Source organism: Desulfoluna sp. CLI2B (assembly GCF_056847375.1).
The window spans coordinates 1921252-1941429 of record NZ_CP186557.1 but is presented as its reverse complement, the minus strand read 5'-3'; the positions used below and the strand labels follow the sequence as shown (position 1 = coordinate 1941429).

At 58.8% G+C, this 20178-nt stretch carries 19 protein-coding genes, 1 pseudogene and 1 riboswitch; of the genes and pseudogenes, 4 read left to right on the top strand and 16 right to left on the bottom strand.

What is annotated here, in order from left to right; translation table 11 throughout:
• Positions 1-234: 234 nt before the first annotated feature.
• The 8 genes and pseudogenes from thiC to thiS all read right to left on the bottom strand — a co-directional run bounded on the left by thiC (position 235) and on the right by thiS (position 4921).
• Positions 235-1539 (bottom strand): phosphomethylpyrimidine synthase ThiC, encoded by a 1305-nt coding sequence (gene thiC, locus ACOYW2_RS09360; protein ID WP_482422676.1) that lies wholly within the window; start codon positions 1537-1539, stop codon positions 235-237.
• Position 1540: 1 nt separating this feature from the next.
• Positions 1541-2173, bottom strand: coding sequence for a thiamine phosphate synthase (gene thiE / locus ACOYW2_RS09355; RefSeq protein WP_482770219.1), 633 nt, complete (start codon positions 2171-2173; stop codon positions 1541-1543).
• 73 nt (positions 2174-2246) lie between these two features.
• Complete coding sequence (thiF, locus tag ACOYW2_RS09350) at positions 2247-2870, bottom strand: sulfur carrier protein ThiS adenylyltransferase ThiF (RefSeq protein WP_482770218.1); 624 nt, start codon at positions 2868-2870, stop codon at positions 2247-2249.
• On the bottom strand, positions 2870-3127 hold the full coding sequence (locus ACOYW2_RS09345) for a hypothetical protein (protein WP_482770217.1): 258 nt from the start codon (positions 3125-3127) through the stop codon (positions 2870-2872). Before ACOYW2_RS09345 ends, thiF begins: the two co-directional genes overlap by 1 nt.
• Positions 3128-3311: 184 nt before the next feature.
• A pseudogene (locus ACOYW2_RS09340) lies at positions 3312-3785 on the bottom strand (radical SAM protein); the annotation flags it as partial.
• A gap of 164 nt (positions 3786-3949) precedes the next feature.
• Positions 3950-4141, bottom strand: coding sequence for a hypothetical protein (locus ACOYW2_RS09335; protein ID WP_482770216.1), 192 nt, complete (start codon positions 4139-4141; stop codon positions 3950-3952).
• Positions 4089-4721 carry a thiazole synthase gene (locus tag ACOYW2_RS09330; RefSeq protein ID WP_482770215.1) on the bottom strand — a complete coding sequence of 211 codons (633 nt, stop codon included), beginning with the start codon at positions 4719-4721 and terminating at the stop codon, positions 4089-4091. Before ACOYW2_RS09330 ends, ACOYW2_RS09335 begins: the two co-directional genes overlap by 53 nt.
• The gene (gene thiS / locus ACOYW2_RS09325; protein WP_180141344.1) at positions 4721-4921 is read right to left on the bottom strand and encodes a sulfur carrier protein ThiS; all 201 of its coding nucleotides are present in this window, start codon (positions 4919-4921) and stop codon (positions 4721-4723) included. The genes ACOYW2_RS09330 and thiS overlap by 1 nt, the downstream gene beginning before the upstream one ends.
• Positions 4922-5206: 285 nt before the next feature.
• Positions 5207-5309, bottom strand: a riboswitch (TPP riboswitch).
• A 673-nt stretch (positions 5310-5982) separates the two neighbouring features.
• On the opposite strand from thiS, the gene fusA reads away from it, so the two are divergent.
• Together fusA and ACOYW2_RS09315 are read left to right on the top strand one after the other, a co-directional pair.
• Positions 5983-8067, top strand: coding sequence for an elongation factor G (gene fusA / locus ACOYW2_RS09320; protein WP_482416531.1), 2085 nt, complete (start codon positions 5983-5985; stop codon positions 8065-8067).
• Positions 8068-8189: 122 nt separating this feature from the next.
• Positions 8190-8876 carry an AAA family ATPase gene (locus tag ACOYW2_RS09315; RefSeq protein WP_180141340.1) on the top strand — a complete coding sequence of 229 codons (687 nt, stop codon included), beginning with the start codon at positions 8190-8192 and terminating at the stop codon, positions 8874-8876.
• Between the two features lie 118 nt (positions 8877-8994).
• Here ACOYW2_RS09315 and ACOYW2_RS09310 read toward each other — a convergent pair whose 3' ends face one another.
• The 8 genes from ACOYW2_RS09310 to ACOYW2_RS09275 all read right to left on the bottom strand — a co-directional run bounded on the left by ACOYW2_RS09310 (position 8995) and on the right by ACOYW2_RS09275 (position 18036).
• On the bottom strand, positions 8995-10290 hold the full coding sequence (locus ACOYW2_RS09310) for a GGDEF domain-containing protein (protein WP_482770214.1): 1296 nt from the start codon (positions 10288-10290) through the stop codon (positions 8995-8997).
• Positions 10291-10735: 445 nt separating this feature from the next.
• Positions 10736-11671, bottom strand: a complete 936-nt coding sequence (locus ACOYW2_RS09305; protein ID WP_482770213.1) for a metal ABC transporter solute-binding protein, Zn/Mn family — start codon at positions 11669-11671, stop codon at positions 10736-10738.
• A 57-nt stretch (positions 11672-11728) separates the two neighbouring features.
• Entirely contained in the window at positions 11729-11938 is a 210-nt protein-coding gene (locus tag ACOYW2_RS09300; RefSeq protein ID WP_482770212.1) for a hypothetical protein, read from the bottom strand.
• A gap of 263 nt (positions 11939-12201) precedes the next feature.
• Complete coding sequence (locus tag ACOYW2_RS09295; protein ID WP_482770211.1) at positions 12202-12864, bottom strand: 3-oxoacid CoA-transferase subunit B; 663 nt, start codon at positions 12862-12864, stop codon at positions 12202-12204.
• Between the two features lies 1 nt (position 12865).
• Positions 12866-13522, bottom strand: a complete 657-nt coding sequence (locus tag ACOYW2_RS09290) for a CoA transferase subunit A (protein WP_482770210.1) — start codon at positions 13520-13522, stop codon at positions 12866-12868.
• 57 nt (positions 13523-13579) lie between these two features.
• Entirely contained in the window at positions 13580-14908 is a 1329-nt protein-coding gene (locus tag ACOYW2_RS09285; RefSeq protein WP_482416536.1) for a short-chain fatty acid transporter, read from the bottom strand.
• A 268-nt stretch (positions 14909-15176) separates the two neighbouring features.
• Positions 15177-16556: a sigma-54-dependent transcriptional regulator gene (locus tag ACOYW2_RS09280; RefSeq protein ID WP_482770209.1), complete on the bottom strand. Its 1380-nt coding sequence runs from the start codon at positions 16554-16556 to the stop codon at positions 15177-15179.
• Positions 16543-18036 carry an ATP-binding protein gene (locus ACOYW2_RS09275; protein WP_482770208.1) on the bottom strand — a complete coding sequence of 498 codons (1494 nt, stop codon included), beginning with the start codon at positions 18034-18036 and terminating at the stop codon, positions 16543-16545. The genes ACOYW2_RS09280 and ACOYW2_RS09275 overlap by 14 nt, the downstream gene beginning before the upstream one ends.
• Before the next feature lie 442 nt (positions 18037-18478).
• On the opposite strand from ACOYW2_RS09275, the gene ACOYW2_RS09270 reads away from it, so the two are divergent.
• Positions 18479-18904 carry an NIL domain-containing protein gene (locus ACOYW2_RS09270; protein WP_482416539.1) on the top strand — a complete coding sequence of 142 codons (426 nt, stop codon included), beginning with the start codon at positions 18479-18481 and terminating at the stop codon, positions 18902-18904.
• Positions 18904-20007 (top strand): tRNA 2-thiouridine(34) synthase MnmA, encoded by a 1104-nt coding sequence (gene mnmA, locus ACOYW2_RS09265; RefSeq protein WP_482770207.1) that lies wholly within the window; start codon positions 18904-18906, stop codon positions 20005-20007. Before ACOYW2_RS09270 ends, mnmA begins: the two co-directional genes overlap by 1 nt.
• The last annotated feature ends 171 nt before the right edge of the window (positions 20008-20178 follow it).

Here is a 20178-nt window from a genome sequence, read left to right as displayed (position 1 = left end):
TCCGCAATCAAAAATATCTAAAAAAAAATGCCGCCCATCTTCATCTTTTAATGAAAACGAGCGGCACTTTTTTATATTTCATTAATTAAGGACCGCAGGCCAAGCACGTCAGACATGGCCAAAACAAGACAGCAACATGATCAGGCCCACATGGAGAAAACGCGCCCCAATCCGGTCACCGATTTACTATCGCCTATAACCTGCTTTACCTATGACCTGCTTTGCACCTGCTTTTTAGTCATTCAACTGAATGTCCTTGCCCTCATGAACCCGCTTCATGTTACGCACTGCGCACATCTTGCCGCACATGGTGCAGCTGTCCTCAAACTCGGGCTTGGAGCTGTTGCGGTAGCTTCTCGCCTTCACGGGGTCCATGGCCAGGGAAAACATCTTTTCCCAGTCCAGGTCGGCGCGGGCCTTGCTCATGGCGTTGTCCCAGTTCCGGGCACCGGGGATCTTCTTGGCGATGTCGGCGGCGTGGGCCGCGATACGCGTGGCGATAACTCCCTCTTTCATGTCCTCCAGGTCGGGGAGGCGCAGGTGCTCGGCCGGGGTGACGTAGCAGAGAAAATCCGCGCCGTTGGCCGCTGCAATGGCCCCGCCGATGGCGCTGGTGATGTGGTCGTAGCCGGGAGCCACATCGGTGACCAGGGGCCCGAGGACGTAAAAGGGCGCGCCGTGGCAGAGGCGTTTTTCCATCATCATGTTGCCGGTGATCTCATCCATGGCCATGTGGCCCGGCCCTTCGATCATCACCTGCACATCCTGCTCCCAGGCGCGCTTGGTGAGCTCACCCAGGGTGATGAGTTCCTCCACCTGGGCCGCGTCCGTGGAGTCGTTGATGCTCCCCGGGCGGCAGCCGTCGCCGAGGCTCAGGGTGAGGTCGTACTTGGTGCAGATCTCCAGGAGCCGGTCGTAGTGCTCGTAAAAGGGGTTTTCGGCGTCATTGAGCATCATCCAGGTGTAGAGAAGGGAACCGCCACGGGAGACAACACCGGTGAGGCGGTCGTTGCGCTTGATCTTCTCGGCGGTGGCCCGGTTGAGCCCGGCGTGGATGGTGGCAAAATCCACCCCGTCCTCGGCGTGGCGCTCAACCACCTTGAAGAACTCGTCCACGGTGATGTCCTTGATGTTCTTGTCGTAGAAACCCACGGCGTCGTACATGGGCACCGTACCGACCATGGCGGGGCATTCGGAGATAACGCGGGTGCGGAACTCACGGGTCTTGCCGAAGCAGCTGAGGTCCATAATGGCCTCGGCCTTCATGGCAACGGCGGCCCGGACCTTGGCCATCTCCACCTCCAGATCGCAGCAGTCCTTGGAGATCCCCAGGTTGACGTTCACCTTGGTGCGGAGTCCTTCCCCCACGCCTTCGGGATCGATGACGGTGTGATTTTTGTTCACCGGAACAGCAATGGTACCCTTGGCCATGCGCTCCATGAGGGTTTCGATGGGCATGTTCTCTTTTTTGGCCACGGTCTCCATGGCGCCGGTAACGATCCCTTTTCGGGCCGCATTCATCTGGGTTGTGTAGCTCATTTTAGTTTCTCTCCATGGCTTTGCGGATGGCTTTGACCCGCTTTGAAATATCTTCGGCTCCGACGATCTCCGTCACCAGAGCAATGGTTTCCGCGCCGTGGGCTTTCACCTCGGCAATGTTGTGTTCCTTGATCCCCCCGATGGCCACAAAGGGGATTTTTTCGTTTTTCACCACATGATCGAGGTAGGTCAGCCCCACGGCGTCGCAGACATCCTTTTTGGTCTGGGTGGTGAAGATGGGGCCGACACCGATGTAATCGGCCCCCGCCGCAACAGCAGCCGCCGCCTGGGCAGGGCTGTGGGTGGAGAGCCCGATAATCATGGATTCCCCCGCAAGCTTTCGCACCACGGGAATGGGCAGGTCGTCCTGTCCCACGTGGAGGCCGTCGGCTTCCACGGCCAGGGCCAGGTCCACATGGTCGTTGACAATAAAGGTGACCCCCGCATCCTGTGTCAGCCTGCGCACCACCTCGCACTGCCGGTATCGCTCCAGCATGGATTTGTCTTTTTCCCGGTACTGGATCAGGGTAATACCGGCGTCGATCATCGCCTTCACCACCGTGATGTTGTCCCGGCCCAGGGAGTGCTCCTCCCCGGTGATGCCGTAAATATCGGCACCTGCAATGGATCTCATGGTTTCTTATTCTCCTGTAAAAAACGCCCCCCGGCGGCCAGGGGATTTTCCTTTAGCCCTTTGCCTTTGGCCTTCAGCCTTTATCCTTCCCACCATTCACCACCCAACCAAATACCAAATCCGCCTGTTTGGCCGCCGCAATGGAGACCACCGCAGACATGGGAGGGGCTGCATCATCCGCTTCAGTGACCCCGTCCCCCACCACATAACAGGTGGGGGTGATCTTCCGGGTCACGATGCGATCGGCATCTCCCCAGCCGCCGATGCCGGAGGCGGCCACGAGAAAGGTCCCGCGTGCCAGGTATCGCTCCACCAGGAGCTGCTTGGCTTCCACCCGGTCAAAGGCCTCCACCACGGCATCGCAGCCGTCAAAAAGCCCCCCGATGTTCTCGCCGGTCACCTGCACGCAGTGGGTTTTAACCTCTACCTCCGGCTCGATGGCGACCAGATTCTCTTTCAGGGCATCCACCTTGCTCTCCCCCACCTGGCGGGCAAAAAAGAACTGCCGGTTGAGGTTAGAGGGCTCCACCCGGTCAAAATCGGCGATGACGAGGTGGCGGAACCCCATGCGCACCAGGTGCATGGCACAATTGGACCCCAGGCCCCCGGCCCCTGCAATACCGATGCAGGCCGAAGAGACACGCTCCATGTGATCTTTCCCCACGCGGCTCACAAGGGCCCCTCCGAGGGTGTCCATCAGTGCATCCTCCAGTCCTGATAGACGGGCTGGTACCCGCGCCCCCTTAAGTTGGCATCCATCTCCACCACGCTCCGTTCGTCATTGATATCGAACTGGCCGGAGCCCTCCTCTTCGGTATGGCTGCCCACGGATGTGCAGGAACCTGCCGACAGGCGGGTAATGCCCAGGGGAAGCACGTTGTCCCGAAACGCAGCGCTCTCCCGGGTGGACAGGGTGATCCCGGCCCGGGGCAAAAAGAGACGGAAGGCGGTCATGGCCTAGACCATACCGGCGTCCAGATGGCTGTTTATAGCACCGGGCGCGGGGGTGCATGCCAGGAAGGAGGGAAAGGCCCCAAAGCCATCTTGGAAGGCTGATCCAGTTGGGCGCGGTGGAGCCCTCTGCGTTTGCCAGTGGTCCAGCACCAAGCCCGCCAAGATTGATCCCACGCATCCTGGCCCGGGCTCCCCGCTCCAGGGCCTCCAGTCGAAACCTGAAATCCCGCTTGGGTCCGGCCGGGTGCAGGGTCTTGTACAGATCTTCGTTGTAGGTCTCCTGATACACGGTGAGGCTGTCGGCCCCGGCATTCACAAACCGGGCATACCCATCCTCGTCCACGGGGTAGATCTCAATCCCCACCGACGTAAAGTATTTGGAGATGATGGCCAGGCTCTCCTCGATGTAGGCGGGGGTCGCCACGTTGGGTGCCTCGCCGGTCAACAGGAGGATATGCTTGAGCCCGGTCTCGGCAATGGCCGCAGCCTCGAACTCCACCTCTTCCAGGCTCAGCTGGCGCCGGTGGATCTTGTTCTTGGCGTTGAACCCGCAGTAAACACACTGGTTGATGCAGTGATTGGAGATATAGATGGGAGTAAACAACAGGATCTGTCGGCCAAAATGGCGCAGGGTCGACTCGTGGGCTTTTTGGGCCATTGCCTCAAGGAAAGGCACTGCCGCCGGAGACAAAAGGGCCATTAAATGATCTACCGAACATTTGTGTGCGTCCAGGGCGGCTTGCACGTCACGCTCCGTGGCTCCGTTGATGCGGGCAAGGGTCTCGTCCGGGTCCAGTGTTTTCCAAACATCGAAAAAACCCATCACGCCCTCCCCTGCCCGAGGAACCCGGTAAGGGGTGAGGAGGCCGATGCCTCTTTGCGTGTCGAACCAAGGCCTGCAAGGTAGGCGGCACGTCCGGCGTCAACGGCCCGGCCAAAGGCACGCCCCATGGACACAGGATCACTGGAAGAGGCAATGGCCGTGTTGACGAACAGCGGCAGCTCCATCTCCATGGCTTCGCACGCCTGGGAAGGCTTTCCGATGCCCATCAATAATGGGAAGGGAGATCTCATCGATAAGAATACGTATCATCTCACGGGTCCGGATCCCCCGGTTGGTGCCGATGGGAGCGCCCAGGGGCATGACCGCGGCGGCCCCTGCATCCACCATGCGCCGGGCATCCATGAGATCCGGGTTCATGTACGGAAAAACATGGAACCCCTCTGCTGCAAGGATCTCCGTGGCCTTTGTGGTTTCCAGGTTGTCCGGGAGAAGGTAGCGCTGGTCGCTGATCACCTCGATCTTGATCCAGTCCCCGCACCCGGCGGCCCGGGCAAGGCGGGCGATGCGCACCGCTTCTTCAGCGTTTCGTGCGCCGGAGGTGTTGGGAAGGAGCACCATGTTCTCGGGAATGTGCTTCATCACATTGTCGGTCTCCGAGGCAAAGTCCACACGGCGCAGGGCCACGGTGATCACCTGGGCGCCGGAAGCCTCGCACACGTCGGGGATCAGGCCGTCGGCCGGGTATTTCCCGGTTCCGATGAAAAGCCGGCTTGAAAACTCTCTTCCCCCAATTTGAAAACAATCGTCCATCAGCACCCCCCTCCCACAAATCGCAGGATCTCAAGTTTATCGGTTTCGCTCAGTGTCACCGCCCCGAACCGGGACCGCTCCACCACCTCACCGTTTCGCTCCACCACGACACTGCCGGGGTGAAGCCCTTTGTGCTCCAGGAACCGCTCCAAGGTCATGTCACCTTGGGACAGGCTCTCTTCGCTGCCGTTAACCATCATAGACACACCTCCTGGAAACCCCGAAAACGCGCATGGACCGTAAACGCAGACAAAAACCGCGCCACAGGCACACCGAACCAGGGCCATAAGCTGGAGGACAGGTATTCTTGTATGAAGGGGAGATACCAAGGAAAGGGTTTCCAAGGCGCAGGACCGATGATTCCGGAGCGGCACCGAGGCCTGTGAGCCTGGGCCAGGTACCGGACCGCGAGCGGCCAAAAAAAAAGGCCGCCCGCAGGCAGCCTGATACGTGAGGTGTCGGGGGGCTTTGAAGCGCCGCGACAAAAATCGTGTATGTGGCTTCCCTACGGCAGTACAAACTGCGTCAGGTTCAAAGGGTTGGAATATCTCCGTCTCAGCCCGGTTAAGGGCACCCCCAGCAAAGTTACAACTGATTGTGAGATTCTTTTAGCATCATCCGCCCCGCCCGCGCAAGGAAAACCGACGAGGCTGTGGACGAAGGGTTCCGCAACGACTCCCGGGAGCACCTGCAGGTCGTCCAGAGCCTGTTTTCACGGCTCAGCACCCACGCAGGCCCATGATTTTTCCGACACCGGCGCCCTTCCCATGGGCGGCTGCCGGGTCGGGCTTTCCGAACCACCCCTGTTTTACCCCATTGACCCGGAGGTACCATTCCAGTATAACTATTGAAGATTCCAAGACTTGGGGCCTCTTACCATGATTTTCCAAAGCACCTTCTCACCCCCTCGAATCCCTGCACCGGAAACCTCCAAATCTCTCGTTTTCAGCGCCTTCTCCGTTCCCTTTTGCGTCCACTTTTCCCCCTGCAGCACCCGTTTTCGGAGAAAAAAAGGTTCCCTCATGAGAATTTAAGATTGACAATCGTATGCTTTTGTATATATTCGGTGCCCTTGATTGCTCCTGACGCCGGCCTTTTGTCTGGTCTAAGCAAACAAACCACCATGAGCAAAATCTGGAAAGGCTCGTTAAACCGGGGTAACGTGTGACTTACACCCACCGGACAGGGAATGATACGTCTTCATTCCCTTTTGGGTTGTCATGTGCTGCCTCGATCGTTTTTTCAAGAAGGATACGTGACAATGAAGACCGACTTGCAGAAAGTTAGAAACATAGGCATCAGCGCCCACATCGACTCCGGGAAGACCACCCTGACCGAGCGCATTCTCTTTTACACCGACAGGATTCATGCCATCCATGACGTAAAGGGCAAAGACGGCGTCGGCGCCACCATGGACTCCATGGAACTCGAAAAGGAGAGGGGCATTACCATTGCCTCGGCTGCCACCTACTGTGAATGGAAGGGCCACGAGGTCAACATCATCGACACCCCCGGCCACGTCGACTTCACCATCGAAGTAGAGCGCTCCCTGCGTGTTCTTGACGGTGCCATCCTGGTTCTCTGCTCTGTGGCCGGTGTCCAGTCACAGTCCATCACCGTTGATGCCCAGATGAAGCGCTACAAGGTTCCCTGTATCGCCTTCGTCAACAAGTGCGACCGAAGCGGCGCCAACCCCTTCCGCGTTATCGAGCAGCTCAACGAAAAGCTCGGTCACAACGCTGTTGCCATGCAGATTCCCATCGGCCTTGAGGACAACCTCCAGGGCGTGGTGGACCTCATCGCCATGAAAGCCTACTACTTCGACGGCGACAACGGTGAAAACATCCGCGTGGAAGAGATCCCCGCTGAGCTCCTCGACGAGGCACAGGCCAAGCGTGAAGAGCTCATCGACCAGGCCTCCCTCTTCTCCGAGGCCCTCACCGACGCCATCCTCGAAGAGGCTGAGATCACCGACGAGATGATCGTTGACGCGGTCCGCATCGGCACCATCGAGCGCCAGATCACCCCCGTTTTCATGGGCTCCGCCTACAAGAACAAAGCGATTCAGCCCCTTCTGGACGCGGTAACCCGTTACCTGCCTACCCCCGACGACATCACCAACGAAGCCCTGGACCTCGACAACGAAGAGGCTCCCGTGGTTCTCGAAGGGGATTCCGAAAAGCCCACCGTGGCCCTGGCCTTCAAACTTGAAGACGGGCAGTACGGGCAGCTGACATACATCCGTGTGTACCAGGGCTCCCTGAAAAAAGGCGACACCGTGAACAACGCCAAGAACGGCCGTAAGATCAAGATCGGTCGTCTTGTGCGCATGCACGCCTCGGACATGGAGGACATCAACGAGATCCCGGCTGGTTACATCGGCGCCCTCTTCGGCGTGGACTGTGCCTCCGGCGACACCTTTGTTGACTCCGCGGTCAACTACTCCATGATGAGTATGTTCGTCCCCGAGCCCGTCATCTCTCTGTCCATCACGCCCAAGGATAACAAAGCTCAGATCAACATGAGCAAGGCCCTCAACCGTTTCACCAAAGAGGACCCCACCTTCCGCTCCTTCATCGATGATGAGACCAACGAGACCATCATCGAGGGCATGGGCGAGCTTCACCTCGAAGTATACGTCGAGCGAATGAAGCGTGAGTACAACGCTGAAGTGGAAACCGGTCAGCCCCGCGTTGCCTACCGTGAGACCATCACGCGCCGCGCCGAGTTCGACTACACCCACAAGAAGCAGACCGGTGGTTCCGGTCAGTTCGGTAAAGTCATGGGTTACATCGAGCCCCTCGAAGACGAGCAGTTCTCCTTCGAGAGCAAGGTTGTGGGCGGTCGTATCCCCACCCAGTTCATCCCCTCTTGTGAGAAGGGCTTCGAAAGCTGCATGGCCAAAGGGCCCAAGCTTGAGTTCCCCGTTACCGGTATTGCCGTTACCCTTGAGGACGGCGGCTTCCACGCGGTGGACTCCTCGGAGATGGCCTTCCAGGCTGCGGCCAAGGGTGCCTTCAAACAGGCCTATGAAAAAGCCAAGCCTGTTATTCAGGAACCCATCATGAAGGTCGAGATCGAAAGCCCCAATGAGTTCCAGGGCCCATGTATGGGCTTGATTAACCAGCGCCGTGGTATTATCCTTGGTTCTCAGGACGAAGGGACCATGAGCCGTATCGAAGCTCAGGTTCCCCTCGCTGAGATGTTCGGTTTCTCAACCGTTCTGCGCTCTTCCACCCAGGGCAAAGCCCAGTACACCATGGAGTTCAGCACGTACAAGACCGTGCCCTCCTCCGTGTCGGAAGAGATCGTAAAGAAAGTGAACGAAGAGAAAGCTGCCAAATAGCCTGATGGAACACATCACCCGGCAGCATATCCGAACATCCGAATTTTTGGTTGGAGGAGACTGCCGGGTTGACACCATGGGGTCATTTTTGAGTTCGAACCTCAGCGACGAGAGAGGATACTATGACAAAAAAAGAATTGATCTTCAGGAACCCCTTCGGTGCACTGGGCATCGATTGCGATGACATGATCAACGGAGGAGAGCTCGGTGCCGTTATGGCTCGTGCCGGTCTCGGCAAGACCTCCCTGGTTGTTCAGATGGCGCTCCACGCCATGGCTTGCGGCAAGAAAGTTCTCCACGTCAGCCTGGAGGAACCCGTCAACAAGGTCAGCGTCTGGTACAACGAAATGTTCGCCAACCTGGCGGATTTGAATCGTGTGGAAGAGCCTCAGTCAGCCTACGACGAGATCCTTCCCAACCGCATGATCCTGACCATGAATGTGGATGGCTTCTCCATGGCCCGCCTGGAAGAACGCATCAACGACCTCGTCGAGCAGGACCTGTTCAACCCCGACATGATGATCATCGACGGGTACCCCTTTGAAGAGAAGGGTCGCGAAGACATGGAAGAGCTCAAGGCCCTTGCCTCACGCATGGGTTACTTTGCCCTCTTCACCGTCAAGACCCACCGCCACGAAGCCCTTGCTGAAAACGGCCTGCCCGTTCAGCTCGGCGGCGTGGACGATATCTTCTCCACCCTGCTCCAGATCGTTCCGGAGAACAACACCATCTACGTCAAAGCTGTCAAAGGCTCCAAGGCAGACAAAGAGTCCGCCGTCCTCGACCCTGAGACCATGATTATCCGCTAAGCCAATCCCCTTTGAGGGGATTGTTCTTGGATTACGGACGCAAAAAAGGCACCCCGAACCGGGGTGCCTTTTTTATTTTGATGCCATCCGAGCCTCTTTCCCGTCGGGGAAACAATTCCTATACCTCCGCTTCCCCCCAGACCACACAGCGATTTCGACCGAGTTCTTTGGCCCTGTATAGCGCTTCGTCAGCCATGTGCACAAGCTCTGCCTCCCGGGCCCCACCGTGGGGAGTCATGGCAGCCACGCCCAGGCTCAGGGTGACGTGGGTTACGAGGTCGGCCCGTTCATTCGTCACAGCCAGCCCCTCAATGCAGCACCGCATGGTCTCGGCCAGGTGCCGTGCCCCATTGAGGTCGGTACTGGGCAGAATCACCACAAACTCCTCTCCCCCGTAACGCGCCACGAGATCTCCGGGTCGGCGGGCACAGGAGACAAGGGCTTCGGCCACCCGGGCCAGGCAATGGTCACCGGCCTGATGGCCGTGTGTGTCGTTGTAGCGTTTGAAATGATCGATGTCGCAGAGGATCAGGGAGAGTTCCGATTGCTCACGGAGATGGCGGTTCCACTCCGTCACAATGCATTCGTCAAAGTGCCCCCGGTTGGCAATGCCGGTGGTGGCATCCATGATGGACGCCCTGCGCAGCTCTTCGTTGACGCGCTTGAGCTCCTGCTCCACACGCACGGTCATGGAGATATTGATGCAGAACCCGTAAAATCCGTTCACGCGTTCCTTGGCATTACGGGTGACCTGACCGTAGCACAAGGCCCAGGTCAGCCCCCCTTCCCGCCTGCGCAGCTGACAGCGAAACCGGTTGAGCTGCTCCCCTTCGTAGAGTTGAAAAAGAAACGACTCGGCCTGGAGCGGATCGGAAAAGAGACAGGAGACATTCTGAAGGCTTTCTGTGAGATGGGTGGGGGATTCATATCCGAGCATCCAGGAGAGTTCGGGATTGACCACGAGAATGCGGCCTTTGATGTCTGCCTGGAAGATACCGATGGGAGAACTGCTGAAGAGGCTCCTGGCCTGGCTTCTGGCCCGGTTGAGTTCATTGACGGCCAGGGTCTGGGCCGTGACGTCCTTGACCATGACGGCCAGGCCGGTTTCACCGGACTCCCGGAGTGCGGGCACCGCATACCAGCGACAGAAACACATATCCCCCTGCCGGGTCACGCAGGCCGTGGACACGTCGGAGACGCATGCGCCCCGGAGACACGCCTTTAAAAAGCCCTTGAGAGTATCCCCCTCCTCCGGAGACGGAACCAGGGAGGTCACCTCACGGCCGATCATCCGAGACGCGTCATAACCGAACAATGCCTCGGCCGAAGCCTCCCACTGAGAAATGGACCCATCGGGTTCCAGCCCGATGCTCGCAACCCCCGCTTTGGCCTGAAGAAGGAGGTGAGCCGGCATGGCACCCTTCCCCTCCCCTCTTCCTGTGGCCCGGTGAAACTCACCTGAGCAGCAACCACCGTCCTTTACAAGCCATTTTTCCAGCACCCTTTCCCTCCAGACCAGGCCCTGCCTGCCGTAGCCCGGGTACACACCCCGAGCCCCGAGCGGTCCCGCCCATAAGGAGTCTGAGAAATAAAACCGGGATTACAAAGCCGGCAGCCGCTCAACGTGTCTGTTTGAACGTTCCCCTGTTCAAAAACCACCCAAACCAAGGAAAGACCTACCACAATAACTGCCCCATGGCAAAGAGAGCATAAATAAAGAGGGCGATGCTCAAGCAAAATGAGCACCGCCCCTGCGGATCCCCCATCCCGGCCACAAAGGCATCCCTGCCCAGCAACACGGTGAATTCATGGGCCTGCCATGCCCCCGCCCCTGTCATGGAGCATGACAAGGGCCTTGCTTACTCGCCCTGTTTTTTCAACCCCCGGGACACGGCATCGGCAATTTTACCGAGGTTTCCAAAGTAATCCTCCGCCAGGGGGTCCAGGGGAACCACCGCCCCGTCAACGGCGGCCGCCACCTTTTCCGCGGTGTGGCGATCAAACTGGGGCTGAACAAAAATCACGCGAACCCCATCTGCCCTTGCCTGTGCAATGTACCGTGAAAGGGCCTTGCCCTTGGGACTCTTCCCTTCAACCTCCACGGCCTTTTGAACCAGCCCGTAGGCATCGGCAAAGTACCCGAAGGCCGGATGAAACACGTAAAGGGTCTCACCTTTAATGGGGGCAAGCGCCCGGGCAATCTGAGCGTCCAGAGCGTCAAGGTCCTGAAGCAGGGCAGCACACCCGGCCTCGTAAACCGATCGGCCGGACGGGTCCAGGGCGATGAGGGCGTCCCGCATGGTCACGGCCTGGATCCGAACCCTGCCCGGGTCCAGCCAGATGTGGGGATCCATGCCTTCGTACTCATCGTGGCGGTCGTGGTGCCCCGATGCCTCGTGGTGCTCATGGTGGTGGTGGTGATCCCCGTCATGGTGATGATGATCACGGGCCATGGCCAGCAGGGGCACCCCTTTTCGGGTATCCACCACCTGAAGGTTTCCGGACATGCTCGTGATCTTGGGCATGAGGTGGGTTTCATAGGGAACCCCCATGCGGAAAAAAAGGTCTGCGCCACCAAGCCCGGCTATCACGGATGGTTTGGGACGATACATGGCAGGGCTCTCCCCGGGGGTAAGCAGCACTTTTACCTCAACCCGATCCCCGCCGATGCGCTCCACAAAGACCTTTTGGGGCGGAATACTGACAAATGCCGTCACCGCCTTTTCGCCTGCAACCGCCCTTAAGGGCAGACTCAAAAACATCACACCAGCAACCCATTTCACCCACGTTTTCATATTCCCTCCTTAAGGTCTGTTTCTTTTACGGCCGCACCACTTGCCACAAGATTGCCTTCAGTGGTCTTTTTCCATCTCCTTGATTTCCCGGCGCCTTTCATCCTCTGCCTTCTGCAACACAGATTCCACCTCCCGGGCCTGCTCAAGGGCATCTCGCTGCGCATCGTACATCCGGGTGTCCTCCTCCTTCTTCCCGTCACCGGAGCAGGCAACAAAAAGGGCCACCACACACGCAGCAGCCATAATCACCACATGCTTCTTCATCATGTTTGACATCCTTTCCAAAGGGTTGGCGGAAATAAGGCAGGCAAGGGCTGTCTCCGAAGCGGGCACAGCCCCTTCAAAACCGGGAACGGCACACCATAACTAGGGTGTGCCATTGCAAAATGATCCGTTCATAGCGAAATGTCAACAGAAAGTCAGGATGAAAAAACAGCGGTGAAAGAACAAAAGCAGAGAGGATGGGAGGGGGAGCCCGCTCCTGGGGCTCCCCCGATTTCAGAGACCTACCGGTGGGAGACTGGGAGTCCTCAGGCCATGGACCCCACGGTATCCAGGACAATCAGCACGGCCTCGGTCTTTGCGAGCACCTCTTCCACGCTGACCCCCGGAGCGGTCTCTTTGAGCAGGAGGCCGCCTTCGACAACCTCCATGACGGCCAGCTCCGTGACGATCAGGTTGGCTTCCTTAACGGCTGTGAGCGGCAGGTTGCACCGCATGAGGATCTTTGACTCTCCTTTTCGGTTGGTGTGATCCGTTGCAATGATCACCTTTTTTGCCCCGGTGCACAGATCCATGGCGCCCCCCATGCCGGGCACCATTTTTCCGGGAATGATGTAGTTGGCGATGTTGCCCTCCTGATCCACCTCAAGGGTCCCCAGGACCGTGGCGTCGATGTGCCCGCCCCGGATGATGCCGAAGGAGGTGGCGCTGTCGAAAAAGCAGCCTCCGGGCAGAATGGTGACGGGCTGGTTCCCGGCGTTGATGAGATCCGGATCCGCCTCCCCTTCCGCCGGTGCCGGGCCGATGCCGATGAACCCGTTTTCGGATTGCAGGAGCACTTCCACACCGTCTGGGATATAGTTGGCCACCAGGGTGGGCATGCCGATGCCGAGGTTCACGATGTCGCCATCCTTGAATTCCCGGGCAATGCGCCGGGCAATGAGTTCCCTTCCTGTCGGTTTATCAGCCATTTTACACCTCCCCTGCCTGTACAACGGCGTCCACAAAAATCCCCGGAAGCATGACATGGTCGGGATCCATGGTCCCGGTGTCCTCGATATGCTCGGCTTCCACAACAACGTACTCGCAGGCCATGGCCATCAGGGGGTTGAAGTTCTGGGCCGACTTGCGGAATATCACGTTGCCGGCCCGGTCCGCCCTGTGGGCCTTGATCAGGGCCACGTCTCCTTTGATGGGGGGCTCCAGAAGATAGGCTCGCCCGTCCACCTCGATTTTCTCCTTTCCGTTCTCAACCTCGGTGCCCACCCCCGTGGGGGTCAGGATGCCGCCGAGGCCCACTCCGGCTGCACGGATTCGCTCAGCCAAGGTTCCCTGGGGCACGAGGACGGCTTCAATGCGGCCTTCGGTCATGGCCTTGCCGAACTCGGGATTGAGCCCCACGTGTGAGGCGTAAAAGGTTTTCACCGACCCCTGGCGCACGAACTTGCCCGCCCCTTTCCCGGGGACGCCGGCGTCATTGCAGACGATGGTCAGGCCGGTCAGGTTTTTGGCCACCACCGCGTCCACGAGCAGCTCAGGGGTGCCGACGGTCATAAACCCGCCGACCATAATTACATCATCGTTTTTTATGCTCCGGACCGCCTGGTCCAGCGTCTTTACCTTGTTCATCGTTATGCCTCCAAAGGCCGTTAGATATGTCCTCAAAGTCTTGAAGCGTAAGCGTTGTTAAAGGAACATCAGCACCACCGAGGTGACAAGACCTCCCCAGAGCAGGGCCACGGTGCAGTAGCCCATGATGTCCCGGATGGTGAGCCCGGCGATCCCCAGGAGGGGCAGGGCCCAGAAAGGCTGAATCATGTTGGTCCAGGCATCACCCCAGGCAATGGCCATGGCCGCTTTCCCCAGGGGAACCCCCAGCTCTTGTGCAGCTGGCATCACAATGGGGCCCTGGACGGCCCACTGACCGCCGCCGGAGGGCACGAAGAAGTTGACGATGCCTGCGGAAAGGTAGGTGAAAAAGGGGAAGGTGGTGACCGTGGAGACCTCCACAAACCACTGGGAGATGGAGGCGGCCAGGCCCGAATGGACCATCATCCCCATGATGCCTGCGTACAGGGGGAACTGCAGCACGATGCCGCCGGTATTCTTGATGGCGTCGTTCATCACGCGAAGATACTTGGCCGGGGTCTTGTGAAGGATAATACCGGCAAAGAGAAAGATGAGGTTCACGCTGTTGAGCCCCAGCTTGCCGCCGGTGGCAAAGTAGTAGATGATGTATCCGAAACCCATGGCGCCCAGGAGCATGGAGATCACCATGGAGTTCTCCAGCCGTTCGGCAGGTGTCATCTCGGACCGGGGCTTCAGGGGCTCCTCTTCGTGCTCATCGGCAAAAAGGGCGGGATCGACCTCCACCACATCCTCGGCCTTGGGCATCATCATTCGGTTGATGATGGGAAGGGAGGCAAGGAGGATCACGCAGATCAGAAGGCTCTGCCAGGAAAAAATCGTCTCGGATACGGGGATCTGCATGCCCCCGGTGATCTGAGCCATGAAGCCCTTGGCATCGGCCACCTTCAGGGGAATGGACCCGGAGAGCCCGGCGTGCCAGACAATGAAACCGGTATAGGCCGAGGCCACGAGAAGGCCGTAATGGACCCCCTTGACCTTTTTGACCATCTCACGGGCCAGGAGTGCGCCCACGATCAAACCAAACCCCCAGTTGACCCAGCAGGCCACCAGGGCCACGAAGGTGGTCACCGTGATGGCCTGGGACGGTGTTTTGGCAACCCCTGCGATGGCCTTTAAAAACGACTCCACCAGCTGAGTCCGTGCCAGGGTGTGGCCGGTGACCAGCACCAGCACCATCTGCATGGCAAAGGCGAGGAGTTTCCAGAACCCCTCCCCCCAGTACTTGACCATGGAGACAGGGGACTGGCCCTGAAAGATCATACCGAAGATAAAAACGAGAAACGTCAGGATGGCGGCAAACAGAAACGCATCCGGCAGCCAGCGACGGACGATTTTGCTGAAAAAGGCAGCGAGACCTCTTATCATGGTGATTCCTCCCTTGTTGTGATGCGGCCCGAAACACCCTTGTGACGGTGCCGCACCCACGGTTAAACCCAACTCTTGTCACAGGGTTAGCACCATGCATGCCAAGCCGTGAACATCAGCCACAACAGCCCTGTTTAATGAAGGATACAGATATAGCCCAGGTATCTGATCAGGAGGATAAATCGAAAAGGTGTGCAAACTTCGGGAGAGGGCTGTGTAAGGTTTACACAGCCCTGTCAAGCAGAGGAGATCGAAAAGAGATGAACCGTCAGTGTTGTGTCAATCCGTACTTATCAATTTTATAAATCAATGCCTTGCGGCTCATCTTCAGCATGTCGGCTGTTTTCACGCGGTTCCAGCCGGTGTCGTCCAGGGCGCGTTGCAGGATGTCCGCCTCCACGGCGTCCATCTTCTCCTTCAGGGAGCTTTCCTGCCCCGGCACCCCGGGCCCTGCCGTGCCGGAGGTTCCGCCCCGGAGCGAGACAGGCAGGTCTTCGGCCATGATCACCCCGCCCTGCCCCATGACCACGGCCCGCTCCACGGCGTTTTCGAGCTCACGCACGTTCCCGGGCCAGGGATAGGCCATGAGCTGGTCCAGGGCTCCGTGGGAGATCTGCTGGACCTGTTTCCCCGTCTCCTTGTTGGACCGTGCAATAAAATGGTCCACAAGAAGGGGGATGTCTTCCCGCCGATCCCGCAGCGGCGGGATATCCAGTAGAACCACGTTGAGGCGGTAGTAGAGATCTTCCCGGAAGCTCCCCTGGCGGATGGCCTCGGCAAGGTCCTTGTTGGAGGCCGCGATCACCCGGACATCTGCATCAAGGGTCCGGGTCCCCCCCACGCGCTGAAAGGTCCGGTCCTGAAGAACACGCAAAAGCTTTGCCTGAAGGTTCGGGCTCATCTCACTGATTTCATCGAGAAAAATAGTCCCGCCCGCCGCCAGTTCAAACTTGCCGGGATGGGGTCCCACCGCCCCTGTGAAGGCGCCCTTTTCATGGCCGAAGAGCTCGCTCTCAAGGAGTCCTTCGGGGATGGCGGCGCAGTTGAGGTTCACCAGGGGGCCCTGGCTCCGACGGCTGTTGTAGTGAATGGCCCGGGCCACCAGCTCCTTGCCCGTACCGCTCTCGCCCTGGATGAGCACCGTGGAGTTGGTGGGGGCCACCCGGCCGATGTTTTTGAAGACCTCCTGCATACCGGTCGATGTGCCGATGATGTTGTTGATGGAGTACCGGGTCCTCACCACCCGCCGCAGGTCTTCCACCTCACGGGTCAGGCTCTGGATCTCCAGGGCGCGCCGGACGTTGAGGATGATCTCCTCATTGTTGAAGGGCTTGGAGATGTAGTTGTACGCCCCCAGCTTCATGGCCTCCACGGCGGTGTCCACCCCGGCAAAGGCCGTGGTCATGATCACCGGCACCTCGGGCCAGGCGTCCCGCATCACCCGAAAGGCCTCCATGCCGTCCATCTCCGGCATGCGGATGTCCATGAGCACAAGGTCCACCGACTCCGCCTCCATGCGCGCCAGGGCATCCTTGCCGTTGACCGCATCCACACAGGCAAATCCCTCCATTTTAAGGACCTCGCACAGGAGAATCCGAACATGGGCCTCATCATCCACCACCAGCACGCGTTTTTTATCCGTTCCCATGGGCCTCCCCTCTGGTCTTCACAGGCAACACCACCGTAAACCGGGTCCCCTTGCCCGGCCGGCTCTCCACCTCCACCACCCCGTGATGGAGGTCCACAATCTTCTGCACGACTGCAAGACCCAGGCCAGTGCCGTTGCTCCGTGTCGTAAAAAAGGGGTCGAACAGCCGCGGGACCTGTGAAGGGTCAATGCCCTTTCCGTTGTCTTCCACCACCACGGCAACGCCCCGGTCAACGACCAAACTCTCCACACGGACATGCCCCCGGGGTCCCACCGCCTGCACCGCGTTGATCAAAATATTGAGAAAGACCTGTTTCATCTGCTCCTGGTCCACCACCACCTGGGGCAGGCCCTCGCCATAAACGGTCTCGACCTGCACATCCTGGCGGCTGGCGTTGAGATTCACCAGAAGCAGGGTATCGGTCAGGATGCCGTTGATGTCCACGGCCAGCTTCAGGGATTCGGACGGTCGGGCATAGTAGAGAAGCTCCCGGACCATCTTGTTGAGGCGATCTACCTCCGCCGTGACAATGCCCGTGTATTTGCGCCTTGGGTCACCGGCCTCCATGCCGGTTTCAATGAGCTGGACAAACCCTTTGATGGAGGTCATGGGGTTGCGGATCTCGTGGGCCACACCGGCAGCAATCTCTCCCAGTGCGGCCAGGCGGTCTGTTCTCTGCATCTGCTCTTCCAGGCGCCGCCTGGACTCCAGCACTTCTGCAAACTCGTTGACCGAAACGGCAACCTCCCCCAGCTCCCCGCCCATGGGTGCGATGCGATGGGTTACATCGGTTTCAATGGCCTTTATGCCCCGCTTGATCTCCCGAATCCTCAGGCCCACGGCATGGGCGATAAACGCCGTACCGGCAAAGGAAAAAATGATACCGGCGGCAATGGCCACATAAAAACGATAGAGCATCTTGCGGATCTGGTCGTTGATGTCGTCCATGAGCTCGTTGGCCCAGATGTAGCCGATGACCTCACCGTCCCTGTTGATGGGGAGCATGCAGTTCATGATCTCACCGCGGACCAGGGCGGCGGTCTGTACCCGTGCCATGCCCGTGGCCATGACAAACCGCCCCTTGTGATCCGCGCTGATGCTCTGCCCCACTTTGTGGCCCAGGGTTTTGCTGGGACCGTAGGTGATGATGGCGTCCAGGTCCCGTGAGTAGTACCCCACCCCCACGCCGGGCTCGGACAGGGCCACCCGATCCGTGATCTCCTTGAGCCGTCGGTTCAGGGCACCGATGCGGGCGGCCCGGGAAACGGTGGTCAGGCCATCGGCCTCAAGGATGGATTCGAAGGATCCGGCCAGACTGGCGTCCAGCATGCGGGTCAGGGCGAAGAGCTTGCGCTGCTTTTCCTGAAGCAGGGAGTGTTCTGCCTCGCGCATCAGGACAAACCCGGTGCCGATGGAAGAAATCGCAATGATAATGGAGACAAAAAGAAAGATGAAAATCCGGATGGGTATACGTCTCATGCAAACACAGCCGTTGGGGTAATGGGGGGTTGCCGTTTGGGACGCTTCAGCCTGGAGCCGCAGTCAAAAACGGCACCTTATTTCTATTAAACCCAAGGGCCCTGTGCTTGTAAACACTTTTCACACCCCCATGACCGATATTTGCCCAATAAATACCAGAAATTGTTTTCTTAAAAAACAACGACTACAAAACTCAACATACAGCCGAACATATGAGCATTGAGCCGACACAGGGAGGCCGTGGCGATATTGACACCCCCCACCAGACCCGGTACGATAGAGAGCTTTACAATCAGGGACCGACCCCATTACCCTGGGCATCCGAAGGGCATGAGGCCCATCTGGTCTGCGGGAATAGTCGCGTCCCCATGAGCCGGTGTGAACCGAAATCGATTCGCCGGTGAACTTTTTTACCAGAGCAACAACCTCGGAGACCCGACCCGTGCAATCAAAAATATTGATTCTTAAGTTCCCCAAGGAGGCCTCCCCAGAGCCGGTGGTCTGCTACCTTGCCAGAGACTATGAACTGACCTTTGCCATCCTGCATGCCAACATCTTCCCCCGTCGGGAAGGGATCATGGTTCTTGAGCTGAAGGGCACCCGGGAAAACTTCAAAAACGGATTGGAATACCTGAAAAGCAAGGGCATCAAGGTGAGCCGCTCGGATCAGGAAGTGACCCGCGACGAGGCACGATGCACCCACTGCGGGGCCTGCACTGCCGTCTGCCCCACCGGGGCACTGGCCATCGAGCGTCCCTCCATGGAGGTGATCTTCGACCTTGAAAAATGCAGCGCTTGTGAACTCTGTGTTCCCACCTGCCCGTCCAACGCCATGAAGGCCAATCCCAAGGACAAGAATTTCTTCTGATGAACAGCCACACCACAGCCGTCGCAGTAAGCGGGGGCATCGACTCCCTGTATGCGGCCTGGCGTCTCAAAAAGGCAGGCCACAAGGTGGTCGGCATCCATTTTATAACCGGCTACGAGCCCGTAAGGTCGGCGCACCAGGCCGTAAGCCCGTCCCCGCAGCTGACCCTTCATTCGGAAAGCTGCCGGGTGGCTATTCCCGCCATGAACCACGTGGCGGAGCAGCTCGACATCCCCATCCACATCATCGACATCAGAGATCGGTTCGAGGCAGAGGTGGTCTCCCATTTTGAAAAGGCGTACCGGGACGGGCTCACCCCCAACCCCTGCCTTCTCTGCAACCCCACGGTCAAATTCGGTTACCTCCTGGACGTGGCCGAATCCTTAGGCGCCCGGGACCTTGCCACTGGCCATTATGTCCGCACCCGCACCGACGAAGATGGCGGCCTTCACCTTTTAAAAGGGGAAGACCCTTTCAAGGACCAGTCCTATTTCCTTGCCATGGTGCCGCCGGAGCGTCTTGCAAAGGCCGTGTTTCCCCTGGGAGGCCTGCGCAAGAAAGAGATCAAGAAAGAGGCCGCTCTGGAAGGGCTTACCTCCTTTGCCAAGGGAGAGAGCCAGGATATCTGCTTTATTCAGGACGGCGATTACAAAGCCTTTCTCCTGTCCCGCCCCGGCTTTGCCATGGAGCCGGGCCCCATCGTCACCCCGGACGGCACCGAGGTCGGGCGACACCTGGGCCTCCACGGGTTTACCGTGGGCCAGCGCCGGGGCATCAACTGCCCGGGTCCTTACCCCTACTACGTCCTGGCCCTGGAGCCCGAGGCAAACCGCCTGGTGGTGGGCAAAAAAGAGGACCTCTTGTCCGAGGCCTGCACGGTGGCCCGAATCAACTGGATCCGCCCACCGGCCAGTGACTCATTTGAGGCCACCTGCAAAATCCGCTACAGCCACAAGGGAAGCCTTTGCCGCATCGAGCTGGACCCGAGCCGTGAGGGAGCCACCGTAATGTTCGACGCCCCGCAGTCCGCGGTGACCCCGGGCCAGGGGATCGTGTTCTACGCAGGGGACGAGGTCCTGGGCGGAGGCTGGATTACCCGTTAAAGATCATGAGTTGAGTACAATGATCAACATGACCTCCGGCGGCTCTGCCGGGGGGCAGCTTTTCTGCGACGTTTTTCCCTTTGCACGCCCGACCAACGGACGATGCAGGGACACGTTGCGCTTTTATACCCAAACACCATCGCCATGTGATCATGGCGACCATCACAGGTC

Bases quoted from the DNA above. Each gene is read 5' to 3' on its own strand.
- ACOYW2_RS09280 (WP_482770209.1), bottom strand. From the start codon at position 16,556: ATGGGAACGGATAAAAAACGCGTGCTGGTGGTGGATGATGAGGCCCAT.
- thiC (WP_482422676.1), bottom strand. From the start codon at position 1,539: ATGAGCTACACAACCCAGATGAATGCGGCCCGAAAAGGGATCGTTACC.
- ACOYW2_RS09285 (WP_482416536.1), bottom strand. From the start codon at position 14,908: ATGATAAGAGGTCTCGCTGCCTTTTTCAGCAAAATCGTCCGTCGCTGG.
- thiE (WP_482770219.1), bottom strand. From the start codon at position 2,173: ATGAGATCCATTGCAGGTGCCGATATTTACGGCATCACCGGGGAGGAG.
- ACOYW2_RS09305 (WP_482770213.1), bottom strand. From the start codon at position 11,671: ATGAAAACGTGGGTGAAATGGGTTGCTGGTGTGATGTTTTTGAGTCTG.
- ACOYW2_RS09315 (WP_180141340.1), top strand. From the start codon at position 8,190: ATGACAAAAAAAGAATTGATCTTCAGGAACCCCTTCGGTGCACTGGGC.
- ACOYW2_RS09290 (WP_482770210.1), bottom strand. From the start codon at position 13,522: ATGAACAAGGTAAAGACGCTGGACCAGGCGGTCCGGAGCATAAAAAAC.
- thiS (WP_180141344.1), bottom strand. From the start codon at position 4,921: ATGATGGTTAACGGCAGCGAAGAGAGCCTGTCCCAAGGTGACATGACC.
- thiF (WP_482770218.1), bottom strand. From the start codon at position 2,870: ATGGACACCCTCGGAGGGGCCCTTGTGAGCCGCGTGGGGAAAGATCAC.
- ACOYW2_RS09275 (WP_482770208.1), bottom strand. From the start codon at position 18,036: ATGAGACGTATACCCATCCGGATTTTCATCTTTCTTTTTGTCTCCATT.
- ACOYW2_RS09345 (WP_482770217.1), bottom strand. From the start codon at position 3,127: ATGACCGCCTTCCGTCTCTTTTTGCCCCGGGCCGGGATCACCCTGTCC.
- ACOYW2_RS09300 (WP_482770212.1), bottom strand. From the start codon at position 11,938: ATGATGAAGAAGCATGTGGTGATTATGGCTGCTGCGTGTGTGGTGGCC.
- ACOYW2_RS09310 (WP_482770214.1), bottom strand. From the start codon at position 10,290: ATGCCGGCTCACCTCCTTCTTCAGGCCAAAGCGGGGGTTGCGAGCATC.
- ACOYW2_RS09335 (WP_482770216.1), bottom strand. From the start codon at position 4,141: ATGGAGATGGAGCTGCCGCTGTTCGTCAACACGGCCATTGCCTCTTCC.
- fusA (WP_482416531.1), top strand. From the start codon at position 5,983: ATGAAGACCGACTTGCAGAAAGTTAGAAACATAGGCATCAGCGCCCAC.
- ACOYW2_RS09330 (WP_482770215.1), bottom strand. From the start codon at position 4,721: ATGGACGATTGTTTTCAAATTGGGGGAAGAGAGTTTTCAAGCCGGCTT.
- mnmA (WP_482770207.1), top strand. From the start codon at position 18,904: ATGAACAGCCACACCACAGCCGTCGCAGTAAGCGGGGGCATCGACTCC.
- ACOYW2_RS09295 (WP_482770211.1), bottom strand. From the start codon at position 12,864: ATGGCTGATAAACCGACAGGAAGGGAACTCATTGCCCGGCGCATTGCC.